Origin of the sequence: Actinomyces sp. 565, assembly GCF_010365615.1 — a bacterium.
GTDB lineage: Bacteria > Actinomycetota > Actinomycetes > Actinomycetales > Actinomycetaceae > Actinomyces.
Map to the genome: position 1 here is coordinate 80,220 of NZ_PIZD01000018.1, position 23,953 is coordinate 104,172.

12 protein-coding genes are annotated in these 23,953 nt (G+C 68.0%); 3 read left to right on the top strand and 9 right to left on the bottom strand.

What is annotated here, in order from left to right; all coding sequences use genetic code 11:
* The coding region (locus GZ997_RS03670) for a PAS domain S-box protein (protein WP_162678897.1) at nt 1-767 on the bottom strand (767 nt) is incomplete at its 3' end.
* A gap of 210 nt (nt 768-977) precedes the next feature.
* Between GZ997_RS03670 and GZ997_RS03675 the strand changes: the two genes are divergently transcribed.
* The gene (locus GZ997_RS03675; protein WP_162678898.1) at nt 978-1,709 is read left to right on the top strand and encodes a response regulator transcription factor; all 732 of its coding nucleotides are present in this window, start codon (nt 978-980) and stop codon (nt 1,707-1,709) included.
* A 198-nt stretch (nt 1,710-1,907) separates the two neighbouring features.
* Nucleotides 1,908-3,503, top strand: coding sequence for a HAMP domain-containing sensor histidine kinase (locus GZ997_RS03680; RefSeq protein ID WP_343212262.1), 1,596 nt, complete (start codon nt 1,908-1,910; stop codon nt 3,501-3,503).
* Between the two features lie 49 nt (nt 3,504-3,552).
* On the opposite strand, the gene GZ997_RS03685 is transcribed toward GZ997_RS03680, so the two are convergent.
* The 8 genes from GZ997_RS03685 to GZ997_RS12915 form a co-directional block, all read right to left on the bottom strand.
* Nucleotides 3,553-4,068 carry a PH domain-containing protein gene (locus GZ997_RS03685; RefSeq protein WP_162678900.1) on the bottom strand — a complete coding sequence of 172 codons (516 nt, stop codon included), beginning with the start codon at nt 4,066-4,068 and terminating at the stop codon, nt 3,553-3,555.
* Nucleotides 4,069-4,153: 85 nt separating this feature from the next.
* Nucleotides 4,154-5,251 (bottom strand): phosphatase PAP2 family protein, encoded by a 1,098-nt coding sequence (locus GZ997_RS03690; protein ID WP_162678901.1) that lies wholly within the window; start codon nt 5,249-5,251, stop codon nt 4,154-4,156.
* Nucleotides 5,214-6,260, bottom strand: a complete 1,047-nt coding sequence (locus GZ997_RS03695) for a class C sortase (RefSeq protein ID WP_162678902.1) — start codon at nt 6,258-6,260, stop codon at nt 5,214-5,216. Before GZ997_RS03695 ends, GZ997_RS03690 begins: the two co-directional genes overlap by 38 nt.
* A gap of 205 nt (nt 6,261-6,465) precedes the next feature.
* Nucleotides 6,466-8,046, bottom strand: coding sequence for a SpaH/EbpB family LPXTG-anchored major pilin (locus tag GZ997_RS03700; RefSeq protein ID WP_162678903.1), 1,581 nt, complete (start codon nt 8,044-8,046; stop codon nt 6,466-6,468).
* Between the two features lie 115 nt (nt 8,047-8,161).
* Entirely contained in the window at nt 8,162-10,885 is a 2,724-nt protein-coding gene (locus GZ997_RS03705; protein ID WP_162678904.1) for a CshA/CshB family fibrillar adhesin-related protein, read from the bottom strand.
* A gap of 239 nt (nt 10,886-11,124) precedes the next feature.
* Nucleotides 11,125-11,964 carry a class C sortase gene (locus GZ997_RS03710; RefSeq protein ID WP_162678905.1) on the bottom strand — a complete coding sequence of 280 codons (840 nt, stop codon included), beginning with the start codon at nt 11,962-11,964 and terminating at the stop codon, nt 11,125-11,127.
* Nucleotides 11,965-12,345: 381 nt separating this feature from the next.
* Complete coding sequence (locus GZ997_RS03715) at nt 12,346-14,004, bottom strand: SpaH/EbpB family LPXTG-anchored major pilin (RefSeq protein WP_162678906.1); 1,659 nt, start codon at nt 14,002-14,004, stop codon at nt 12,346-12,348.
* Nucleotides 14,005-14,073: 69 nt separating this feature from the next.
* Complete coding sequence (locus tag GZ997_RS12915) at nt 14,074-22,017, bottom strand: DUF5979 domain-containing protein (RefSeq protein WP_162678907.1); 7,944 nt, start codon at nt 22,015-22,017, stop codon at nt 14,074-14,076.
* A gap of 109 nt (nt 22,018-22,126) precedes the next feature.
* On the opposite strand from GZ997_RS12915, the gene GZ997_RS03725 reads away from it, so the two are divergent.
* On the top strand, nt 22,127-22,459 hold the full coding sequence (locus tag GZ997_RS03725; RefSeq protein ID WP_162678908.1) for a hypothetical protein: 333 nt from the start codon (nt 22,127-22,129) through the stop codon (nt 22,457-22,459).
* Nucleotides 22,460-23,953 lie beyond the last annotated feature (1,494 nt).

Below are 23,953 nucleotides of genomic sequence, written 5' to 3' on the forward strand. Positions count from 1 at the left end.
TCCCGGTCGGGACTGGTCGCCTCCGTGACCATGGAACCCACCCGGCCGGCACGGTCGGTTATGGATCGGACCCCCGTCGACCATGATCCCAGGCTATTGATGAGGTCTTGATATTCGCCGAGTTGCTGGACCAGTTCGTCGGTGTCCCGCTCAATCGCGGCCATGGTGGACAGAATGGTGGACATGGGACTGTCGGATGCGGTGCGGACCGGAACCTTTACTCCCTCTGCCACCAGCAGCGCCAGCTCCCGTGGCAGAGCAGCCCTGGCGAAGGGATAAAGCCCGCGGAAGTGCGCCTCACTCAGCTCTTCGCTCAGGAGTTGGGCACCGTATTGTCCGACCTCGCGACGACTGTGCCCCTGCGCGGCGTACTCGCGTTCAGCGGCGCGCACCCGGGCGTACATCTGCTTGACCGGGGTGAACAGGGCATGGTTGCTCGGGCGTACACGCACCGATAGGTAGCCCTCGGACAAGGGCGCCACAGTGGCGAAGACCCAGTAGTCCAGCCCGTCCTTGGCCCGGTTCAGCACGTAGATGCAGGCGGGACGTCCCTGCTCGAGTTCATCCCACATGAGCCGGAATGCGCCCGCCGGCATGTCGTCATGACGGATGATGTTGTGCGGAGCACCTACGAGTTGCTCGGCACTGTACCGGGACAGCGTGTCGAACACCCGGTTGGTGCTGCGGATGACACCCTTGGCATCTGTGGTTGAGAAGAACAGGTCCTCGGCACCGAACCGGCGCTCGTTACCATCGACGTAGTCCATTACGCTCCCGCGGGATTGGTTGACAAAGGGGATCCTGTGGCTGGATGCTGCGCCGGACGATCAGGGTTCGACCCAACCAGCCTCTTCACCCATGCTGCCACATGAGTTCGGTATATAACGAACTTGCGTTGCGGAAGACGGGCACACCGCTGAGGTGGCCCCCTCACGGCTCACAGGTTCACCACAGAATAGGCGTGTTCAATGAAGCGCATGAGCACCTCCGCCGAGACCCTCACCCGCCCTGACGGCTCCCCCATACGCGTGCTAGTTGTAGACGACGAGCAGACCCTCGCCGATCTGCTCGCCTCCGCACTGCGCTATGAGGGCTGGGAGGTGACCACCGCCGGCACCGGCCGGGCCGCGGTCCGCGCTGCCCAGGAGATCGACCCGGACGTTGTCGTACTGGACATCATGCTGCCCGACTTCGACGGCATGGAGGTCATGCGCCGTATCCACGGCCACCAGCCCACCGTTCCCGTCCTGTTCCTGACCGCGAAGGACGCCGTCGAGGACCGCGTGGCGGGGCTCACCGCCGGAGGCGACGACTATGTCACCAAGCCCTTCTCCCTGGAGGAGGTCGTCGCCCGGCTGCGCGCCCTGCTGCGGCGCTCCGGTGCCGGCGCCGACAAGCCCGCCAACGTGCTGGAGGTCGGGGACCTGCGCATGGATGAGGACTCTCACGAGGTGTGGCGCGGCGATGACGAGATCCGCCTGACCGCCACCGAGTTCGAGCTGCTGCGCTACCTGATGCGCAACCCGCGCCGTGTGCTGTCCAAGCCGCAGATCCTGGACCGCGTTTGGAACTACGACTTCGGCGGGCAGGCCAACATCGTGGAGTTGTACATCTCCTACCTGCGCCGCAAGATCGACAAGGGCCGCGAGCCCATGATCCACACTATGCGTGGAGTCGGCTACGTGCTCAAGCCGGCTGCCGGCCAGTAGCCGCGGCGGGCACACATGCGGACCGCTAGCAACTCTGCCAGCAACTCCGACGGCACCCCCGACGGCAGGTGGCGCTGTCGGCGCGCATCCGGAGGGGCTGGGGCGGGCGCCGCAAGCGGCCCGCTCGGCCGACGGCAGCTGGCACCCCGCAGTCTGCGAACCCGGCTCGTGGCCGGCGTTATCGGCATCGTCCTGGTCATGGCCGGCAGCATCGGGGCGCTGTCCACACTTTTGCTGCGCCACGCACTGACCGATCGCCTGGACGAGCAGCTCGCGGCGGCCTCCGAGCGGGTCGCCGCCCGCCGTCAGGCGGCCGCCCCCGTGGGCGCCGCCCCGGTCCAGGATCCGAGGCTGTCCTCAAGCCCCCAGTCCCCCGGGGATGACGATTCGCGGCCGGCAGCCCCCAGCAACGCCGTACCTATCGGCCTGGATGCGGTCGGCCAGTCCACCGGCACGCTAACGGTGATCGCCTCCGGTGAGCGCGGTGGCGGCAGTGACGCCGACGCTTCCGCAGGCGCGGGAGGCGCAACCGGTTCGGCCGTCTCCACCGTCAAGGCGGGCTACATCGACGACGACGGCAACTACCGCATACTCACCGATGCGCAGTGCCAGGCCCTGTTGTCGCTGGAGGTCACCGGGGAGCCGGTAACGGTGTCGGTCGGTTCGCTGGGAGACTACCGCGTGCTGGTCACCGAGGACTCCGCCAGCGGAGATGTAGTAGTAACGGGCCTGTCCACCAGCAGTGATGAGAAGCTGGTCCGCGCCCAGCTGCTGGCGCAGCTCCTGATCGCCATCATCGGGGCGGTGATCGCCGCGCTGGCGGGCAGGGCGCTGGTGCGGACGGCGCTGGCTCCGCTGGAGCGAGTCGCAGGCACGGCTGAGCGGGTTGCCTCGCAGCCGCTCGCGCGCGGCGAAGTAAGCATTCGCGAGCGGGTCGACGCCGTCGACGTTGCCTCCTCCCAGGAGGTCGGGCAGGTCGGCAATGCCCTGAACACCCTGCTGGGGCATGTTGATGAGGCACTGACGGCGCGTCAGCGCAGTGAGACGCAGGTGCGCCAGTTCGTTGCCGACGCCTCGCATGAGCTGCGCACCCCGTTGGCCTCCATTCGCGGCTACACCGAGTTGATTCAGCGTAGCGGCGCCGACGCCGTGCTGCCGGAGGAGGCCGTGCACGCCCTGGAGCGCGTGCACTCGGAGTCGGTGCGGATGACGGCACTGGTGGAGGACCTGCTGCTACTGGCCCGCCTGGATGCCGGGCGCGAGCTGGAGCACGCGGAAGTCGATCTGGTGGAGATTCTGCTTGACACGGTTGCTGATGCGCGCGCCGCCGGCCCCGAGCACGTGTGGGAGCTGGATCTGGCAGTTCTTGAGCCGCCTGCCGGGCTGTCCCAGCAGGCCGCGGAGGAATTCGTGCCCGAGCCGACGCTGGTTGTGGGCGATGAGGCGCGGCTGCGGCAGGTGATGGTTAACCTGCTGGCCAATGCCCGCGTGCACACGCCTGCTGGCAGCCACGTGCAAGTCATCCTCTCCCGCGGCGACGGCGATACGCTGGTGATCAAGGTTGCCGACGACGGTCCGGGCATTGATCCGACCGTGCGTGAGCGCCTGTTTGAGCGCTTCGCCAGGGGTGACGCCTCCAGGGAACGACGCACCGGCTCCACCGGCCTGGGCATGAGTATCGCGCTGGCGATTGTGCAGTCGCACCATGGCAGCCTGACCGTGGACTCGCGTACCGGCGCCGAGGATCACGGCACCACCTTCACGGTGACGCTGCCGACTTCCCTGCCGTCATAGTGCGCTGCCGGGCGTCGGCCCCGCGGGCACATCCACGCGCCGCACGAGCTCAGTCGTCGGGATCGGCGTTGATAGCGCCCTCGACGTCGTGGAAGAGGAGGTTGGCGATCTCCACCTGCACCATTTCCACATCGGGAACGTCAACTAGCACCAGGGGCTCATCCGCACTGGTCTGCAGGGAGAGGCTGCCGCAACCGAATAGGCGGTCGGTGATGGTCCGCTCCTGCTGGACGTCTGAGATGCGGGAAAGGGGTAGATCGTGGCCAGTTTTGTTGAGGATGCCGGCGCGGGTGATAACACGCTTGGAGGTGACGGTGTAGGTAGTCGCCAACCAACGCAGCCAGGGCAGGATGAAAAGGGGAGCCAACGCCACCAGGATGACGACCCACAGGGCGATCACCACGCCGGTACGCCAATCGGCGTCCGGCAGTAGCACGGATGCCACCACACCGGCGGTGAGCAGGGTGAGGAGGACGATAATGCGCCACAGCAGGACCTTTGGGTGCGTGCGCATATGACGCACAACAACCTCGTCCTTGCTGAGAAGCTTCTGGGGTAGAGCCATAACCCCAGTGTGCCACCCGCCGCTGCTGCGCACCGTCACTCGGGCGACGCCCCGCCTCGCGAGCATGCGCCCGGGCGCACGGTCGCTACCCCGCGTACGGGCGCGTTAGCGCCCCGCCCTGTCCGGCCTCCCGCGGGGTGAGCAGGGCGAGCGCCCCCATACCCGTGCAGGCCACGGCGACAGTTCCCACAGCCCCGGCCGCGTAGGCGATGAACGTGCCGGTACGGCCCAGGGCCTGAATGGTGGCGGGGGTGGGTGCCCCGCCTGCAGCCATGACGCCTTGCCAGTTGAGCACCGCCAGCACCAGGGCCGCGGCACCCGCGAGGATGCCGAGCCCGAGCAGGATGGCAGCGCCGGGCGTGCGTTGGCCGAGCGCGCGTCCCGGCATGCGGCGGCGAGGCGACGGCGCCTGCGGGAGGGCGGCCTGCGGGGGTAGGGGCTGTCCGGTTGCGGGTCCCAGCAGGGTGCTGGCCTGCTGGGTCCGGGCGGGCTCCGCTGTGGTCTCCTCCTCATCCGCCCAGGCGCCGCCGGCGACCGCCAGGGAGCCCCATGCGGTTGCCAGCAGCAGGGCGGCGATTACGTCTCCGGGGCGATGCCACTGGCACACGAGCGTCGAGTAGCCCATGGCGGCGGCCAGTAGGGCCCCCGCCCCGGCCGCGCCCGAGCGCCACTGAGGCCGGGTGACCAGGATGAGGGCGACCGCGGCGGAAGCCGCCATGGCTGTGTGCCCGGAGGGCAGGGTGTTCATACCGCCGAACCGCTGGGACAGCCCGTAGTCCGGGCGCCACAGGACCAGGTACTTCAGCACCTGGGTGGAGAGATTGATGGCGACGACGGCGGTCGCCGCCCACAGTGCCCTGCGCCTGCTGCCCCGCCATAGGGCTCCCACCAGTACTACCAGCACGAGCCCGATCGCTGCGGGGAGGGAGACGATGTGCAGCAGGCTGCGGGCGTGGTCGGAGACGAAGCGCGCCCCTATCAACGAGCCGGCGAAGGCCGCCTGCTCCATGGCCTGACCGGTCGGGTTCGCCACCGAGAGCCACCAGACCCCGATAACGCCCGCGAAGCAGCCGAGGGCGAGCACACCCGCAAGGAGCCGCGGCCGCCCGCCCTGGCGCGGGGCGGCGCCGGGGCGCCGGGCGCCGTCAGGGATGCTTTCCGGACGGAGGTTGGGATTCGTCATTAGGCCCGGATGATACGGCCTCCAGCAGTGAAGCCGCCCCGGATGCGGGCTGGGAGGACTCTGGGAGCCCGGATTCCCTTGAGTGATCCACTCGCTTGCGGGGCGGGTAGCCCGAGCGCCACACGTACAGGCCCACCAGGATGAAGCCGGCGGCGAGTCCCACCGCCCACCAGGGGAAGGAGGGCACCGTGGGGGGCTGGCCGGCGGCGTCTAGGTCCTCCTGCGGGGTGGGGTAGATGCGCTCGCCGGTTACCAGGATGCGGTGGGTGTTGATGCCCAGGGGTGTGCAGGTGACCAGGGTGACCAGGTCACGGCCCTCCTCGGCGCGCAGTGCCTCGGTCTCATCGGGCTCGACGACCTTGGTATCAATCACCTGGTAGGTGAGCACTTCACCGAACACCTCGATGACGAACTTGTCCCCCACACCGACCCGGTTCAGGTCGGTGAACATGCGGGCGTCCGCCAGGCCCCGGTGGCCGGTGATGACGGAGCGGGTGCCTGCCCCGCCCACCGGCAGCGAGGTGCCCTCTAGGTGCCCCAGCCCGGCGAGCAGGGTCTCGTCACTGGTGCCGTGGTAGACGGGCAGGTCCAGGTTGATCGTTGGGATGCGCAGCCTGGCCATGAGTCCTGCGCCGTTGGCGTCCAGGATGGCGTTGTAGTCCAGGGCCGCGTCCCCGCCCGAGCCGGCGCCGGTGGGGATGTTGGTGTTGGCCTCCAGCACGGCCCCTGCCGATAGCGCGTCGTTGTAGGCGTGCGCCTGGGCGAGCTGGACGGCGGCATCGGGGTCGGCGGTGTCGACTTCGGAGTCGTAGGAGGTGATGATCTTGGACTGGTTGTACTGAGTGACCCAGGCTGCGACGCTCGGGTAGGCGAACAGCAGCATGCCGGCTATAGCCAGGACGGCGGGCAGCAGCGCCAGGGGCTGTAGCCGCCAGCGTCGGGCGCCTGTTGCCTGGTTGTTGGCGGCGGCGGGCGCTGCGGAGGGGCGGCGTCGCGCGCGTCGGCTCATGGGGGCCTCCTCAATTGGCTCGGTAGCTGTTGCGGTATGGGCGCTGTGACAGGGCGCGGAGCGCCCCGGGCGGGGCTGGCCTTACGCCCCGCATGCCGATCGGCATGCGTGTGGCGGGCAGGCCCGGGTGGGACCTGCCCGCCACATGATCGCAGCCGAATCGGCTACCTCAGGCGGGACCCGCTAGCGCGGGCTCGCATCGGCGTCAGCCCTGGATGCGCTGACGGTTGCGGGCCACGAGGACCGAACCGGCGGCGAGGAGGACCAGGGCGGCACCAATCAGCATCATCAGCAGCTGGCCGTTGGCACCGGTGAGCGGCAGGTTCGGCACGTTCTGCTTGGTGTTGTCGATGGTGATGTTGTCGGCCGTGGTGGTGCCGGCGGTGATCTTCAGGGCCGTGTTGGCGGCATCGCCGGTGGGCAGCGTGTAGCCGGCCGGGGCGGCGGTCTCAACCAGCACGTAGCAGCGGGTGTTGTTCTCCGGGGAGATCTCGTCCTCGGTCTGGCCCGCCTCGCCGACGAGGGAGTCCACGAACAGGCCGGTCAGGTTGATCTGGCCGTTGGCGTCGGTGGTGAAGGTGTCCACGCCGTTGATCGAGACCGGGTTGCCGGTGGCGGTGGTCTTGTCGCAGGTGGCAGCGAAGGGGTCGGAAGAGTTGTAGACCTGGAAGGTGGCGCCGGCCAGGGTCTTGCCGTTGTCGGCGTCGGTCTTGGTGATCACGGCGTTGCCCCAGCTGGAGACGACCGGGTTGGTCGGGGTGTCGGGCGGGGTGTCGCCGCCCTCGGTGTCCACGAACAGGTAGGCGGTGTTGGGGATGTTGCCGGTGTCGGTAACCGACTTGGCGGTGGCGGTGAAGGTGATCACCAGGGAGGCGTTCGGGTTGGCCTTGAGGAAGGCGCGGCCGTCCTCGTTGAACTTAACCTCGAGGTCCTGGCCCTCTGTGACGGTGTAGTAGTCGGAGTCCACGGACTCGCCGTCGAGCGTCACAGAGGCCACCTTGCCGTCGGTCAGGGCGGCGTTGAGCGGGTCGGTGACGTAGAAGGCGGTGAACTGGTCGCCCTCGGCGATGCTCGGGACGGTGACGGTCACCGGGAACTCGAGCTGCGCGGCGGTCTGCAGGCCGTTGGCCGTGACCTCAACGCCCTTGGTGGGGGCCAGGACGACGGTGTTCTTGGGGTACACGTCGATGGTGTACAGCCACTCGCCGTTCTGGGTGGAGGCGTTGTTGGTGGTGTTGTTCGGGAAGGGGATCGTGACCAGGAAGGGCGCGGCCTTCTTGGCAACCTTCGCGGGGGCCTCGGTCTCGCAGACCAGGTAGGCGGCCACGTCCAGGCCGGAGATGGTGGTGTTGCCGTCGCCGTCGGTCTTGGCGGAGGCCTGGCCGGTGCCGAAGGTGGCGGCCTTGTCTCCCGGCAGTGTCAGCGACGGGGTGGCACCGTTGGCGCCGCAGGCGTCCGCGGGGACGTCGAGGTCGGCCAGGCCGTCCCAGGCTGCCTGGGTAGTCAGGTCCAGGTTGGTGATCGGGTAGGCGGTGAAGACGACGTCGGCAACGCCCTTACCGGTCTTGTCGGGGGAGTCGTTGGGCGTGCCGGGCCCGTCGTTCATCGAGCCGCTCTCGAGCTTGTGAATGTTCAGCGTGCCCGTGGCGTCGGGGTTGATGTTGCCGGGGGCGAGGTCGGCGGCGGAGGCGGTGGCGGCGATGCCGCCCAGCCCGGCCAGGGTCAGGGCGAGGGCCCCGGCTCCGGCGGCGACCCTGCCTGCCAGCGTGCGAGTGCTGGTGCTCATGGGTTGGGATTCCTTTCATCTGCGCCGCTGCTGGCGACGCTTATGAGGGGTTGATCGAAATCTGGTGGTGTGGGGCCGGCTGACGCCCGTGCGGTCGCTGCGCCGGCACGGGGTCTCAGCTCTGGACGTTTAGCGCGCGGCGCCTCCTCACAAGTCCAGCAGCGAGAGCCAGGGCGGCCAGGACGCCCCCGCCGATTAGGAAGGTGTCGGCACCGAGGCCGCCGGTCAGGGGCAGGCCGGGAACCGTGGTCTTCTTATTAGTGAACGCCGTGGCGAAGCTGTAGTCCAGCTCGTCGGGCAGGATCCGGAAGGTGTGGCTGGTGGTGTCCAGGACGTATCCGGCGGGCGCCTTGGACTCTGCGACGGCGTAGTCGGTGTCCGCATTCCAGGCCAGGCCAGTCACCTTGAAGGCGCCTGCGGCGGGGTCGGAGTCGTAGTACTCGGCGTCCCCGGCCTGCTGGGCGCAGGCGTCGGCGCTGTCGGCGACACAATCGGTGATCGTGACGGGCTCCCCGGTGCCGGGCAGGGTGAGCTGCCATTCGGAGCCGGACAGTGCCTTGCCGTTGTCCGCATCGGTCTTCTGCCAGGAGACCGAGCCGGTCACGCGCTTGTTCTTGATGTCGCCGTGGTCGACGTCGAGCCCGTCCTCGGAGTCGGGTCCGACGACGATCTGAATCGGGGTCTCGTCGAGCTGGTAGCCGGTGGGCACGGCGTGCTCGGTGAGCGTGTAGGTCCCCCAGGCCAGGTCGGTGAGCTTGAAGTGGCTGGCGGCCGCGTCCTGATCCGTGAAGGGCTGGTTGGAGCAGCGACCGGTGCAGTCGGTGACGATGGTGCCCTCGGGCACGCCCGGGCCGGTCAGGGCCCACTCGGTGCCCTCCAGGTCCTGCCCGGAGTCGTCGACCTTGTGCCAGGTAATGGAGCCGGGCTGGTCGGCGTTGGTGAAGGTGCACACCGTCAGGGTGGCGTTGGCCGTGGTTACCCTCGGGTTGTCCTTGCTGACTCCGGCGACGGTGGTGGTGGGGGGGGTGGGGCCGACCGCGCCCTGTGTGCAGGCCAGGGACTCCAGCTCGTACCCGGCGTTGGCGGCGTCGGTCTTGGCGGCCTCCGCGAGGGCATAGTCGCCGGCGCTGACGTAGCGGGTCTGGCCCGAGGTGTAGGTGAGGGTCGTGTTGCCGGTCTTGGCGGTCAGGTCCCAGTCGGCGGCCGTGGCGGTCCCGCCGTAGTTGTTGCTGACTTCCTTGACCAGCCGCAGCTGGGCGGGCAGGTTCAGCAGGTAGTCCTCTACCTCGCCGCCGACGGTGACGCCGGTGGGCTTGCTCTCGGCCTCGTGAGTGCTGGCGCGCAGCCGCAGGTAGGTGACCGTCTTGTTCACCAGGTTGGTGTCGACGGGCGCCTGGGGCACGTTGAAGGTGAGGTTGACGCGGCCGGAGGCGGGGCAGGCCTGGGTGTTGGAGCCCTCGTTGTCTTGGAATTCGCCGTCGCCGTTCCAGTCGATCCAGCCCTGGATCTTGCCGTCGCCGCCGCAGGCGACGCCGTTGATCGTATATGTGCTGGTGTCCCCGTTGAGGACGTCGATTGGCAGCATGGCGCCCTGCTGGATGGACGAGCGGTTGTCTAGCGCGTCTTCATCGTCATTGACACCGTTGGTGTCATCCCCGTCGGCGCCATCTGAGAAATGCTGCGAGACCTCGGAGTCGATGCGGGTACCCAGGTGCACCGTGGAGGGCGGCTCGTTGGTGATGTCGGCCAGGGTCATGCCCCATACGGACCTGTTGTTGGCATTGGTGAGCGCGGTGCCGGTGGTCCAGCTGGGCTGGAACAGGGCGCCGGCTACGCCGTAGGACTCCGGGGCGTCCCCGAAGTCTGTCTCAATGACCACACCGAGGGCGACGGCGGTGAAGCCGCGTCCCTGGATCTGCACGCCGGCAGAGGTGGCGCCCTTCATAAACATAACCGCGCCCGGCCCCACTCCGCTGCTCGGGTTCTCATACTTGCCGCCACTGGCGTAGACGCATTCCTGGCCATTGGGCGTCATGCGCATGAAATTCGTCGTTTGCTGGTTCCACCAGTTGGTCTGCGAATACGTGGAGACGAGCACATCCGTGGTGCAGCCGTCGTTACGGTAGCGGTCTAGGGCGTACCAGGTCACCGGCGTATTCGAACGGGGCGCCGCCTGAATCCACTCCGACTGTTTGGTTTCGTCTTGGTAACCCGAGGCCACGGAGGAAGCCTCGGCATCGGCGAAGACCAGACCCTGCAACGGCACCGGCTGGCCGTTAAGGGTGGCAGAGCACTCGAAGTTGAAGGACAGATTGGCGTGGTCCGTATCGTTGATCAGACCAATGGCCATCGTATTGGCATTCGCGTACTGGTCGGGGTAGTCCCCCGGGGACCCGCTCCGCCAGTATCCGGTACCACCTATGTTGTACAGGTCATCCAGGGAGTCACCCGCCCAGGTACCTGGGGTATACACCTTCAGTGCGGATTGATGAGTCCGGTTTTGCTCATTCGGGTTAGCCCGCAGGCTGCTAATGGTGCAGGTCGTAACCAAGGTGCCGGCCACGCCGAGGTCGCGGGTATTGGTGACTGGGCGCGAGAGTCCATCACCGGAGTTGAGTAGAGTCTCGCCATTACTACCCCACTGGATCCACTGGATGTCGTTCTTGAAGCGGCCCTCACCACCAGTGGCGAACAGCCCCTTCCCATCCGCCTCAGCAGCATCAGCGGGTGCAGGCGATACCGCGACCGCGCCGACGGCCGCCAGGGCTGTACAGGCCAGCACCGCGGCAGCTCGCCGCGACACCTTTCTGATGCGGGCGGTGGCGGACTTAACAAGCACTACAAGACTCCATGGGTTCAGGACGGCTGGGGCGCCGTCTACTTAACGCACAAGACGCGAGATCTGGTCGGTTACTGGAACGACCCTAGCGAGCCCCCGGAGGCGCTTAGGGCGAGCGAACTGACCTGTGCCAAACCTGTGGCAGACCCGTGCTAGCACCGTCGCAAGCCGGTTACCACGGTTACCCTATTGAGCTGAATAGCACCTTAAAAACGTTGGAGACCGTGATATTCCGCGGCTTAGGAACAGCGCGCGCAACGTGCGCGGCGCAGTACGCGGCGACCCGCCGCGACGGCCAGCACCGTCAGAATCACGGCAACCGCCGCCATCAGCCACATCATCCAGCCGCGTATAGGGGCGGGCGTGGCCTCCGCCTGCTCCGCCGCCGCCTGTACCGGGTCCATCGGTACACGCGTACCAGTAACTAACAAGCGGTGGGTATTGACGCCGTAGGGCGTACAGGTGATCAGGGTGACCAGGTCCTCCCCCGGAACCTTGTTCAGTGACTCCGTCTCCGTAGGCAGTACCACGCGGACATCATTAACCTCGTATTTGAGGGTTCGGCCGGCCGTGTTGATGTAGAAAACATCTCCCTCCTCCAGCTCCGTCAGGTCATCAAAGAGGGTGGCGGAGCCCAGCCCGGTGTGGCCGGTAAGCACCGAGTGAGTGGAAGTACCACCCACCGGCAGCGCCGTCCCGAATAGGTGGCCCACGCCGTGCGCGAGCGTGTCGGCATCGGTGCCGTGGTAAATCGGCAGGTCCACGTGAATCTTGGGGATGACGATCTGCGCCATGACCTCATCCAGGTCCAGCTCGGCCAGGTAGGCCCGGTACTGGGGGGTGTCAGGGCGCTGCTGCTCCAGCCAGGGGTCGAGGATCGGGGCGGAGGCCAGTTCCCGGTTGTACGCATCGGCACTGGCGAGCTCGGCAGCGAGCACGTCGGAGCTGACGTTGTCCATCTGCGCCTGGTACTGGTTGGCGATCTCCTGCTGGCGGGCATTGTTGTGCTGCGTGGCCAGCACCGGGTAGGCCAGGACCAAGGCGCCGGCTAGCGCCAGGATGAAGGGCAGCACGCCCATCAGCCGGCTCCGCCTGCCCGGTGAGCGGGACGGCCCGCGCGACTGGCTTCCCGCACCGCCCCGGGGCGGCTCCACCCCGCCGCCAGTAGCAGCTGGCTTCGCAGCCGCCGCCTCGGGGACGCCCCCCGAAGCGCCACTGAACTCATCAAGGACATCAGTGCTTACGGACGACCGGCCCATTCGGATCCCTCTGCGTGGTTCGTTACTGCGAGTTGGTAGTACAGGTGAGTGACGGATGACACGTGCCTCCCACCGCAGCGGCGGCGTGTCTAGCCATCCCTGGAAGGCGACGGCGTGCGCGACCGGAGACACCGGCCGACGCACGCCGTCGTGTTGCGGAGGGTGGGGATGACGCCTGGGGTCATCCCCACCCTGCGTGTGTCAGTCCTCGGCGCTGCGGCGCTTGTTGTACACCGCGAGCAGGACCGCACCGCCGACCAGCAGGACGCCGGCGATGGTGAGGAACAGGATGCCGTTCGCACCGGTCAGCGGCAGGCGGAAGCCGGCGTTGGAGGGAACATCGGTGACCTTCACGTCCAGGGTGTAGGCCAGGACGTTCCCGTCGGTGTCGGTGTTGGCGATGACATTGGCCTTGAGCACCTGGAAGGTGATCACGCCGCTCTGGAGCTCGTAGCCCTCGGGTGCCTTGGTCTCCACCAGGCAGTACCAGCCGGGGTTGGTGACGTCGGCGTTGTCGATGAAGTCGTTCGTCTGGAGGGCGTCGATGGTGACGGTGCCGTCCGTGCCGGTGGTGAAGGTGGCGGCGTCGGCGGTGGTGGCGCCATCGGCAACCTCGGTGGCGGTCAGCGCGTCACCACTGATGCCGGCGTCGGCGCGCTTGACCACGCCGCCCTGGGAGGCGCCGGTCGGGGTGCACTGGTAGACCTGGAACTCCGCTCCGGCGTACTTCGCGGCCTCCGCGTTGTCGGTACCGGTCTTGGTGATGGCGACCTTGCCGTAGTAGGAGTTGACCTCGTCGCTGGGCTCACCGGGAACGTCGGGGGTCGGGTTCTCGGGGTCCCACTTGGTCTGCGAGTCGTTGGGGATCAGGTAGGCCTCGTTGCTGATCGCGCTGGAGCCGCTGCTGACCTCCTTGACGACGGCGTTGATGACCACCCGCACCTGGGTAGTGGCGTCACCGGCGTCACGAGCCTCCGCGATCTTCTTGCGACCGGCCTCGGTGAAGGTGACGGTTACGTAGGTCTTGCCGTCATCGCCGGCCGCGGAGACGATGTTGTAGTCGGTGCCCTCGCTCAGCTCGGCAGCCCCGGTGCCGATCATGGACACCTCGGCGTTGGAGTAGGACAGGCGGGAGTCCAGCGGGTCGACGATCTGGTAGTTCTTGATCGTGGCGCCGCCGGCGACGTCAAGCTTGGGCACGTCCGCCTTGATCGTGTAGGTCAGGGTGTCCCCCACCGAGGGGGCGGTGGAGTCGCTGACCTCCTTGGTGGAGTCCACGATCGAGTTCTTCGGGTAGACGTGGACGTTGTAGTTCCAGGAGGCCTGGTTACTCGGGTCGGTCATCGGCAGGGTGACGATGAAGTCCTCCGCCGGGGTGACGTTCGCCGGAGTGGACGACTCGGAGACCAGGTAGGCCGCGACCGGCAGGCCACTGAACGTGGCCAGACCGTCGCCATCGGTCGTCTGGGTGGACGGGGTGCCGGTGGTGTGGCTGCGCGCGGCGGAGACGTCGCCGTCCAGGGCCGCGAGGGCCTCCCAGCCCGCCTGGGTGGTCAGGTCGAAGTCCAGCGGCGTAACGGTGAAGGTGACGCCGGAGACCGGGGTGCCGGTGGCGCTGGGGTCGACGAGGCCGTTGCCGGCACTGGTGCCGTTTGACTCGGTCTGCGCGAGCTTGTGGATGGTCAGGGTCGACGTCGCATTGGCGTCAATCGTGGCCGTGTTGACCGTTTCGGTCGTGTCGGCGGCAATAATCGCCGGCACCGGGGCAGCCGTGGCGACGGGCGCCGCGACCGCACCACCGATTGCAAGGGCCACCGCCGCGGCGAGGCCGGCGCAACGGCGCCTGGTGAGGGATGACATCTGTTCTCCTCGTTGATGGGTTCATGGGTTACCCGGCTGCCCGGTTGGCCCCTGGCTGTTCCCGGTAGCTCAGGCCCTACGGCCCCGGCGTCGGGAAGTCTGGGTGATGGTCAGGACCAGTGCCGCGGTGAGCAGCAGGCCGGCCCAGGCCACGTACACGCCGATGCCGCGTCCGCCCGACAGGGGCAGCGTGCCGGTCTCGACGTCGTGAATGTTGATGCCGATGGCCGTGATGACGTTGCCGTCGGCGTCGGTGACGGCGGGGATGACCTTGATGGTGTCCGCCGTCAGGTTGGTCTGCGCGAGCGTGATGGTGGTGTTGCCATCGGCGTCCACACCCAGGTGGAACTGGATGGGCCGCGGCAGCAGGCTGTGCCCGGCGGGCGCCTTGGTCTCAACCACCCAGTAGTCGCGGTTGATGGGCAATCCCGCGGAGGTGAACAGGGAGCCGTCCACCGGGTCCACGCTCACGCCGTTCTCAATCGGGGTGGCACCATCCGTGCTCGGGTCGACGTCGTAGATGTCGAACTCGGCGCCGGGCAGGTTGGTGGTGCCGTCCGGCTGCACCTGGGTGCCGGTCTTGCGCAGCGTGATGATGCGTTTGCCGGCGTCCGGGGTGACCGGCTCACAGGCGGTGTTGTCGCTCCGCCCGGAGGCGTCGCGCCCGTCGGTCGGGTAGACCTCGTTGAACAGGCCGTGGCCGGGGGTGCGGGTGCCGTCCGCCTCCACGGAGCACTCCAGCAGCTCCTCCGAGTAGTCGGCGTTGCTCGGGTCCACGCTCACCGTGACGGTGATCGTGTACTGGGCCGTCTGCCCGGGTGCGATCACGTCGCCGTCGGTGAGGGTGTAGTAGCCCTCGGCGTCGGGCTCGGCTGCTACCGGCTCCCCGCCGGGGGCGGTCACGGTCACGCGCTCGATGTCCAGGCCGGGTGCGAAGTCGGGCTTGTCGCGCAGCAGGCCGGTGGACTGGGCCAGCTCGCCCTCGTTGGTCACCGTGATGGTGTAGGCGACGTCGAAGCTGGAGGACGTACCAACGCCGGTGGTGGCCACGGACTTGGACACGGTCAGCCGAGGCGTGAGGTCCAGGCAGGCGGTGTTGTTGGCGTCGCCGTCGGTGTCGCCCACCATGGCGGTGGTGTTGACCAGGCCGGAGGGGGCGCCGTCGGCGCGCTCGTGCCCGCACTGGTAGTCGGTGTCCTCGAAGTCTGCGGCGGCGGAGTCCACGGTGAAGCTCACCTGGACGGTGATCACGCGAGTGCCGCCACCGGTGACGGCACCGTCCTCACCGGCGGTACCGCCGGCCAGCACGGGGCCGGAGCCGGCCCGGGCCAGGGTGATGGCTCCGTCCAGCACGCCGTCGGTGATGCCGGGAATCCGGGCGTCCGCGGCGGTCTCCCCGTTCTCCAGTACGGCGACGCCGGTGATCTTGGCGGTCTGCGGCAGGGCCGGAGCGTCGGTGACGTCGGCGATGATCTGGCTGTCGGCCCGGGAGGTGTTCTCCACCGTCACCGTGTAGGTGGCGGTGTAGGTGTCCCCGTTGCGGACCACGTCAACACCGTCCTTACGCACCGAGAACTTCGGGTTGGTGGGCACGTCGCCGCAGTCCTCGGCGGTGTCGGTGACCTCGCCGGAGGTGACGGTGGCGGTGTTGTGGATGGCGTTGCCGTCGGTGGCGGCCTGCGCGCTGCACTGGTCCGCCTCGACGCCGGGTACGCCGGTGTCCGGCGCGGTCACGTTCAGCACCACGGTGTAGGTGTGGGTGGCGCCGGCCGGCAGCGCCGCACCTTCGACCACGGTCACGGGCCCGGCCTCCTGGGTGAGCGCGTCCTCAAGGGCGCCGCCGGTGACGGTGATGGAGTTCAGCGTGGTGCCCTCGGGGACGGTCGGGGTGTCCACCAGGTCATAGGTGAGGCCCTGCACCTGCGAGGGGTTGGTGACGCTCACCTCGTAGGTGACGTCCCAGGTCTCGCCGGTCCAGTTGCCGTCGGCGTCCAGGTGCTTGGTGGTGCCCGTGAAGGTCTTGTTCACGCCGGCGTGCGGGACGACGTCGTTGGTGACCGTGGCGGCCACGGCGGCGTCAGCCCCGGCGGGCAGGGTGAAGGTGACCGCTCCGGGGGTGGAGGTGTCGGCGTCAGCGCCCTCGACCGCGTAGGTCATGGGGTCGGTCCAGGTGAAGGAGCCGTCCGTGGGCGCGGCGAGGGCGTCGTCCCCGGGGGCCGCCTCGGTAAGGGTGCAGGTGGCGCCTACGGGCACGCCCTCCACGGCGACGGCGGTGCCGTCGGCGGGCAGGGTGAGGGTGCCGGTGAAGGTGTCCTGGCCGGCGGTGCAGGTGTAGTCAACCGTGTATCCCTCACCGGTGGCGCCGTCGGTGGCCCCGGAGATGGCCTTGTTGACGGTGAAGCCGGTGGCCAGGAGGCGCTGCGCGGCGGCGTTGGTGACCTCCGCGGTGGAGGTGGCCTCCCGGGCGATGGTCTGCGCCTGGGTGACGGTGCCGTAGTCGCCGTCGAGCTCGGGGTCGGTCCACTGGTAGGACGGGTCGCCGCCCACCGGGGTGGTCGGGCGGCCGGTCTCAGTGACCGTGCAGTCGGAGCCGACCAGGATCTGCGCGTAGTCGCCGGTCAGGGTGGCGGTGCCGCCGCCGGTGACCCGCCAGGTGCCCTCGTTGCCGGTGCCGTCAGGGGCGGTGCAGGACCAGGTGCCCGCGTAGGTGTTGGATTCGGCCGCGGTGACGCCGTCGAGCCCTTCGACGAGCTTGTTGATGGCCAGGGCGCCGTAGATGCGCTCGGTGGAGTTGGTTACCCGCAGCACCGGGTCGGAGTCCTGGGCAATGCCAGTCAGCGTGTTGCCGTCGGTGAAGGCCTGCCCGTCCGTGGAGACGTCGTAGACGGGGTTGTTCCACGCGTAGGAGACGTCCTTCAGCCCGGCGGTGTCGATGGGCGTGTCCTCGGTGAGGGTGCAGTCGGCGCCCGCGTACACGGTGGCGCCGGTGGCGCCCGCGGCGATAGTGGTCGAGCCGCCGGCGGCGGGAAGCTCCCAGCGTCCGCCGACCTCGCTGCCGTCCGCCTGGGTGCAGGACCAGCCGCCGTGCACGGTGGCGCCGTCGTTCAGGGCGCCGTCGATGCCGGCGTAGGCCTTGGTGACGGTGAGCGGCTGGGCGGCGCGCTCGGCGTCGTTGGTGACGGTGAGCGTGTTCGCGGCGGCGTCCGCCCCGATGGTGACCGGGTCGGAGACGGTCGGCTCGGCCCAGCGGTAGGAGATGTCCTTCAACTGGTCCTGGGTAGGCGCCTCCTCGGTGGCGGAGCAGACGGTGCCCAGCGGCAGGCCGTCCTCCGGCAGGCCGTCGATGGTGGCTGCGCCGGCGCCGTCGGCGGTCCAGGTCAGGCTCCAGTCCTGGCTGGTGCCCTGGGCGTCGTCGTAGTGGCAGGCGATGTCGCCGGAGAAGGAGTCGTCCACGACGACACCGTCGGACAGGCCGTCCCCGTATGCCTTGTTCAGGCTCAGGGAGGAGGTGACGCGGCGGATCGTGTTGGTGGCGGCCACCTCCACGGTCTCACCCTTGGTGACGGTGACCTCGTCGGGGAAGACCGTGACCATGTCCCAGGCGTAGGAGGAGTCCTTGAGCTGGTCCTGGGTGGGTGCGACCTCACTGATGGCGCAGGTCCAGCCGGCCGGGATCTCCCGGTCGAAGGCGACGCCGGTATCGCCGTCCGCCACGGTGGCGGTGGCGGTGAGCTCGCCGTCAACGCCGGGTGCGGTGCAGGTGGCGTTCAGGGTGAAGGTCTGGCCGTCCTTAAGCCCGTTCGTCTCCCCGCTGACCGTCTTCGCAGCGGTCAGGGAACCCATGTCGCGGTTCACGGTGTTGGTGACCGTCATGGTGGCGGTCCCGTCCGCCGTCACGGTGGCGGCGTCGTGGGTGGGCTCGCCCCAGGAGAAGGAGGGGTCGGTGTCCGGGGCGCCGGAGGCGTCCAGGTCCTCGGTGGGCGTGCAGGTGGAGTCAACGAACGGGGCCTGGCCGTCGTCGTAGGTGATGGCGGCCTTGCCGGCGCCGTCCACGCTCCAGGTGCCGGTCACGTCGGCGTCACCCTCATGGGTGCAGGTGAAGGTGCCGGAGTAGGTGTTGTCGGCGCCGAACTGGGTGGCCAGCTCTCCGGAGAGCACCTTGCTCAGGTTCACGTCGGCGCGCACGCGCTCAATGGTGTTGGTGACGGTGACGGTGCCGGAGGAGGCGTCCTCACTGGTGACGGTGACCGGGTCGGTGATGGTGGGCGCACCCCAGGCGTAGGAGCCGTCTGCCAGGCCGCCGCTGATGGTGCCCTCGGTGACCGTGCAGGTCTGGCCGAGCGGGATGTCACCGACCGTGACGGTCTCGCCGTCGGCGAGGGAACCGGAGTAGGCCTGGGCGCCGTCACAGGTGACGGTGACGGGGAAGAGCTTCTCCCCGGCGCCGGCGAAGCCATTGGCCTTGTTGGGCTCCGCGACAGTCTTGGTGACCTGGATGGAGCCGTAGCGCTCGCTCATGGTGTTGGTGGCGGCCACGGCCACACCCGCGTCCTCGCCGCCGGGCATGGTGAAGGTGATGCTCGCGCCGTCCGCGGACACACTCGCCCCACTCGACGGCGTGGCGGTCATGGATGTGCCGTCTCCGTCCCAGCGGTAGGGGTCGATGGCGGCGGGGAGGGCGTCCGTGTTCTCAGTGACCGTGCAGGACGAGCCCTCGGGGATGCCGGTGATGGGCTCGGTTACCTGGCCGGCCCGCACGGTGGCGGTGCCGCTGATGGCCTCGCCGCTGAGCGGCGTGCAGGTGTAGTTGAAGGTGAAGTCGGTGTCCTGGAAGCCAGTGCCGGCCTCGGCGCCCTCCACGCTCTTGGTGATGGTCAGCCCGCCGGTGGTGCGGGCGACGACGTTGGTGACGTCCACGTTGCCGGTGCGGGTGCCCGGGTCAATGGTGACCGGGCCGGAGGTGGTGCCGGCGGTGGAGAACACGTAGGAGGGGTCGGCGGCGTTGGGGGCGCCGGGGTCGTCCTCGGTGACCGTGCAGGTGGAGCCCAGCAGCACGGCGGCGCTGGTTCCGTTAGCGGTGGCGGGCCCGGAGGTGACGTTCAGCGTGGCGGCGCCGGAGCCGGTCACCGACCAGGTGCCGGTGGCGTCGTCGTCGCCGGGGTGGCTGCAGGTCCAGGTGCCGGCGTAGGTGTTGTCAGCGCCCTGGCCGTCCAGGTCGGTCAGCTGCTTGGTGATGGTGAAGTCGCCGTAGTCGCGCTGCCAGGTGTTGGTGACGGTGACCTGCTCGGTGCGGTCGCCCTGGACGGTGACGGTCTGGTCATCGGGGCCGGCGTTCCACTTGTAGGAGGCGTCGGTCAGGCCCTCGGAGCCGGTGGGCGCGGTCTCACTGACGGTGCAGTTGGCGCCGGCGGCAATGTACGGCGTGGTGCCGGTGGCGGTGGAGCCGGTGGCCGACAGGTCAAAGGTGCCGGTGTAGTTCTCGGTCTCGCCCTGGGCGGGTGCGTCACAGGTGACGGTGACCGGGAAGGTCGTGCCCGCGGTCACGGGGCCGGCATCGGGCTCGACGTTCTTGGTGACAACCACCTTGCCCCAGGCGGCCTCGGTCGGGTTGACGACGGTGACGGTCTTGCCGCCGTCGGCCGCGCTGACCATGGTGCCGTCGGCGGCGTCGAGGCCCTCGTAGCTGGGGGTGCCCCAGTCGTAGGCGTCGGCGAGTAGGTCCTCGTTCAGGGAGGCGGCGGACTCGGAGACGGTGCACAGGGCGCCGCGGGGTACCTGCACGGTGGCGGTGGCGCCGTTGGCGACGTTCACTGTGCCGGCGTAGTCGGCACCGCAGTCGTAGTCGACGGCGAAGGTGGCGTCACCGCCGTTGTAGCCCTCGCCGTCCACGCGCTTGGCGAGGTTCAGGTCCACCAGCACGCGCTTGTAGGTGTTGGTGACGGTAATGGAGTCGGAAGAGTCCTTGCCGGCAGTGACGCTGGAGTTGTCGAAGCTGCCCGCGCCCGTCCACTCGTAGGAGGAGTCCTTGAAGTCGCCGTCCGCGGTCTCGGGGGCCGCCTCGGAGAAGGAGCAGGTGGTGCCGGCGGGGACGGTGAGCTTCGCGGGGGTTCCGGTGGAGACGTCCAGCGTGCCGGAGCCGCCGTCGCCGTCGCAGGTGTATGAGACCGCGAAGGTGCGGTCGGGCGAGCCGGTCCAGCCACCCGCGGCGGTCTCGTCTTCCGGCTCGACGACCTTGTTGACGTTGATGGTGCCGGTGTGGCGGACGATGGTGTTGGTGACGTTCACCTGGCCCGCGGCCGGAGCGGTGGGAACCACGACCGACGAGTTGTCGATGCGGGGGGTGGTCCACTCGTAGGAGTCGTCCTTGAGGTCGCCGCTGGGGGCGTCCTCGGTGATGGCGCAGCTGGCACCCACGGGCAGGCCGGAGATGACGGCGGGCTTGGAAGTGGTGGCGGACCAGGTGCCGGTGAAGTCCCGGCCGTTGGCGCTGCCGCAGTCGTAGGTGCCCGTGAAGGTCTTGTCCTGATCGGTCAGGCCGCCGTCGGGATCGGAGACGGCCTTGTTGATCTGGATGGAGCCGGTCTTGAAGGTGTTGGTGACGGTGCAGGTGACACGCTGGTTGGGAGCGAGGGTGACCTGGGAGTCGGTGACGGAGACGGCGTCGCCGTTCTGGTTCACGCATTGCCAGTCTCCCTGCTGGGAGAAGCCCTCGACGTTGCCGGTGGTGGCCTCAGACAGGGTGTAGGTGCCCGAGCGGGTCCACTGGCCGGTCACGGAATCCTCGCCGGACAGGCCGGAGATGGTCCGGTAGGGGAAGGCGGCGCCCTCCTCGGAGGTCTGGGTGGGGGTGGCCGTCAGGGTCCAGTTCTTCTCACTGACGGCGGGGAAGGTCATGCCGTCGATTTCCTTGACCAGGGTGAGCTGGGAGCGGCCAACGTACTCGTTGTGCCAGGTACAGGTGATGGCGGTGTTCTCTTTGGTGTCCGCCAGCTCTGAGCTGGACAGGTTCAGCGTGCCCTCGGACAGGTTGACGGCGGAGTCGGTGAGCACCTCACCGTTACGGTTCATCAGGGGCTGCTTATCGCCGTTGGTGATACAGGTGACCCCGGTCAGGCGCCAGCCGGAGCTTGTCTCCGTAACCGTGTTGGCGTCCTTCTCCTTAACAATGGCCTGGTCGTCCGGAGCCAGCAGCTCGTATGGCTTAGCGCCGGTGGCGGTACCCGCCTCGCCCCAGCCGCTGGGCTTCAGGGGGTTGATGTCGCCCCAGTCAGCGAGTGCCGTGGATCCTTCGGCGGAGACGTTCTCGTACTCGAAGGTGGGGATGGTGGTCGAGTTCTCCAGCGAGGGGTCTGTAGTGACGTCCTTGTTGAAGGTGACGGCACGGACCTGCTCCAGTGAGCCGTACAGGCAGCCGTAGGTCTCGGTGCCCTCCTTGGTAATGAAGGTCCGTTCAATCGGGCTGTCGGCTAGGCTCGCATTACACGATGAATCGCTGCCATTATTTACGAATCCCCATAGCTTCAGCTTGTAGGTAATACCGTCCTGCTCGTACCCCTTAGAATCCGGCAGGGCAGGGTCGATCTCAAGGATGTCATCCTCGCAGGAGCGGCCGAACGCGTCATAGATGGCGCCGCGCACACCGTTCGTCGCCTCGCCAGCCACCTCGCCATCGCCGTCGGGGAAGGAGATGAGGCCACCCGCACGGCCGTGCCGACCGTAGGCGTAGTGGTAAGGGCCGTTCCAGTTCCAGACGTACTGCCGTCCGTTCCAGTACCACGCCCCCGTGGAACGGAGCCCTATGCCGCCATTCACGTCATAGGCGTACTGTCCGGTACCGTCCGCGTTGTAGCTGCCGTCCTGGTTGAAGGTGGAGCGGCAGGTGTTAGGAGTCTCTGTAAGGGTCCAGGGGAAGGAGGACTTGATCGCGTCACCAAGGGTCAGGTCCATGGTGCCGGAGACCTCCGTAGGGGTCACGGTACCGAGCTGGACTACGGGGTTGTTCCCGTGGCGCATGGTGGCCACCAGGAAGGGGTGGCCGGCAGTGACTTCTTCCGTAAGCTCAGGCTTCAGCCCGACATTACTTTGAGTGCTCGCGGTAAAGTATGTTGGACACCGCCCGCCTATGGGAAAGCTGTACCCAAAAGACGCGTATGAGCCAGAGTTCACCACCGACGTGGAGTACACGCCAGCGTTGGCATTCACGCCGTTCGGCGAGTACCGCACACAAGCACTGGTGTACGCCGACGCGGGAGTCGGGAAGGAGTTCGTGGTGACATCGCGCTGCACCGCGGTGGCCGTGCCCAGGCGGACCACGACCTCAGCCGCCTGGGCGGCAGGCTGGATAGGTAGCACTACGCCGCCGATCAGGGCGCTGGCGAAGAGAGATAGGACGGTGACTACCGCTGTGGCTCTGGAGCGCGAAACCGCCCGCGTCCGGCGGGATGGTGCGGCGTGACGCATTTAACGACTTCCCCGTATGTGTTGGAACAACAAAATCGCTTTCAACCGAAAGCATCCACACGCAATCCCCTGCGAGCGGTTTTTACACAGTACCTCGCCGCACCGGCACCTGACTCACGATTGACAGTCTATGCAGCAACATTTTAACCACAGTCTAGGCAAGGCGCATGTGAGCGCAACGCTCCGGCTACGATCCGCGACCAAAGCCGCATAGGCCGCACCTCATTCAGAAAACGTCACACGACAAAACGGGCTCATCTGGTTAGGTTGTGGTTGCCTGGTGGTGGTCGCTGTGGTGGTGCTGGCGGGTCCGGGATCGTCAGGATGCTGCGCGGAGCGTCGTCGTCGGGGTCGCTGTCGGCATGGCGGGACCCGGGGTCGTCAGGCTGGCGCGCGGGCGGTGGCTGCCGGCGGTTGAGGGCTGCTGTGGCGTGACGGAGCGTCCGCTAGATGCCAGGCTGGGCGCGGGGACTGTCCCTTCTCGGGTTGTGTGCACGCCGTGGCGCCCGGAGCGCCCGGGGCGGGTGGGTAGGCCACCGGCCCCAGGGCGCACGGGCGGTTTACCGTGCCCCTCACCGCTGGTAGCGCGCCGGGCCTTTTGCAACGCCACTTCGGCGTCAGCAACGCTAGTTGCCCGCCTGCTGTATACCTTGCAGCCCTTCAGCAGGCCGTTAACCGGCGTTGTTAACCCCGAAGTGGCGTAGCAGGCCACCGCAGCACACAGCCACGCAGCCACACAGCAGAATCGCTCTTCCGGTTGGCGGGTGTGGTGTTGAGAGACTGGCCGCGGAGTGGCAGCCGTACTCGGGCCGACGGTCGTGCTCGAGCACGGGAGCACAGCCCCAGACTCGCAAGGCCGCGCTAGGAAAGCTGTTGTCAGGCATGTTAGGGCGTGCTCGGGCTCGGGAGGCTGCTGCCGGTGGGCGCCGATGTACCCAATAGGTCCTCACCCAACCAGGTACGTTCTCGGGCCGAGGCGGACTCGCTTCGGCGGGGTCGTGCGCGGGGCTGCGGGTCCGGCCGTGTTGGCGGCCCCGGGCGAATCGTAGAAATCATTGAGACTACGCGGCTTCCTAACCGGGGGGACAACCGCCGGCGGCACCGGCCAGCGATCCCGCGGTTCCAACGATCCCAGCGGTTCCAGCGATTCTGCCACCGACCCCAGGTGCTGCGGGGAGGCGTGCCCATGCGCGCAGGCCACAGCAGACCAGTGCCACACACCAGGCTCAACGGGGAGGCACGCACCGCTGCGGGGGCGCGGATCGGGCCGGCTCGCCCGTGCGCCCCGCGCGACGCTTCGGCACGTCCCGCGACGGTTCGTACCTTTCGGTGACGGTTCGTCACTTCGCATGACGGTTCGTACCTTTACACCGACGCTTCGTACCTTTCGGTGACGCTACGTACCCCTACCGTACTGTGCTGTCTCCACACTTCTGGGACGGTTGAGTCTCATGACTTCTGGGACGGTTGAGTCTCATGGGTTTTGGGA

Excerpts from the sequence above, each read along its gene's own strand:
- GZ997_RS03710 (WP_162678905.1), bottom strand. The coding sequence starts at position 11,964 with ATGGGCGTGCTGCCCTTCATCCTGGCGCTAGCCGGCGCCTTGGTCCTG.
- GZ997_RS03680 (WP_343212262.1), top strand. The coding sequence starts at position 1,908 with ATGGCCGGCAGCATCGGGGCGCTGTCCACACTTTTGCTGCGCCACGCA.
- GZ997_RS03695 (WP_162678902.1), bottom strand. The coding sequence starts at position 6,260 with ATGAGCCGACGCGCGCGACGCCGCCCCTCCGCAGCGCCCGCCGCCGCC.
- GZ997_RS03715 (WP_162678906.1), bottom strand. The coding sequence starts at position 14,004 with ATGTCATCCCTCACCAGGCGCCGTTGCGCCGGCCTCGCCGCGGCGGTG.
- GZ997_RS03675 (WP_162678898.1), top strand. The coding sequence starts at position 978 with ATGAGCACCTCCGCCGAGACCCTCACCCGCCCTGACGGCTCCCCCATA.
- GZ997_RS12915 (WP_162678907.1), bottom strand. The coding sequence starts at position 22,017 with ATGCGCCACGGGAACAACCCCGTAGTCCAGCTCGGTACCGTGACCCCT.
- GZ997_RS03685 (WP_162678900.1), bottom strand. The coding sequence starts at position 4,068 with ATGGCTCTACCCCAGAAGCTTCTCAGCAAGGACGAGGTTGTTGTGCGT.
- GZ997_RS03690 (WP_162678901.1), bottom strand. The coding sequence starts at position 5,251 with ATGACGAATCCCAACCTCCGTCCGGAAAGCATCCCTGACGGCGCCCGG.
- GZ997_RS03700 (WP_162678903.1), bottom strand. The coding sequence starts at position 8,046 with ATGAGCACCAGCACTCGCACGCTGGCAGGCAGGGTCGCCGCCGGAGCC.
- GZ997_RS03725 (WP_162678908.1), top strand. The coding sequence starts at position 22,127 with ATGGGAAAGCTGTACCCAAAAGACGCGTATGAGCCAGAGTTCACCACC.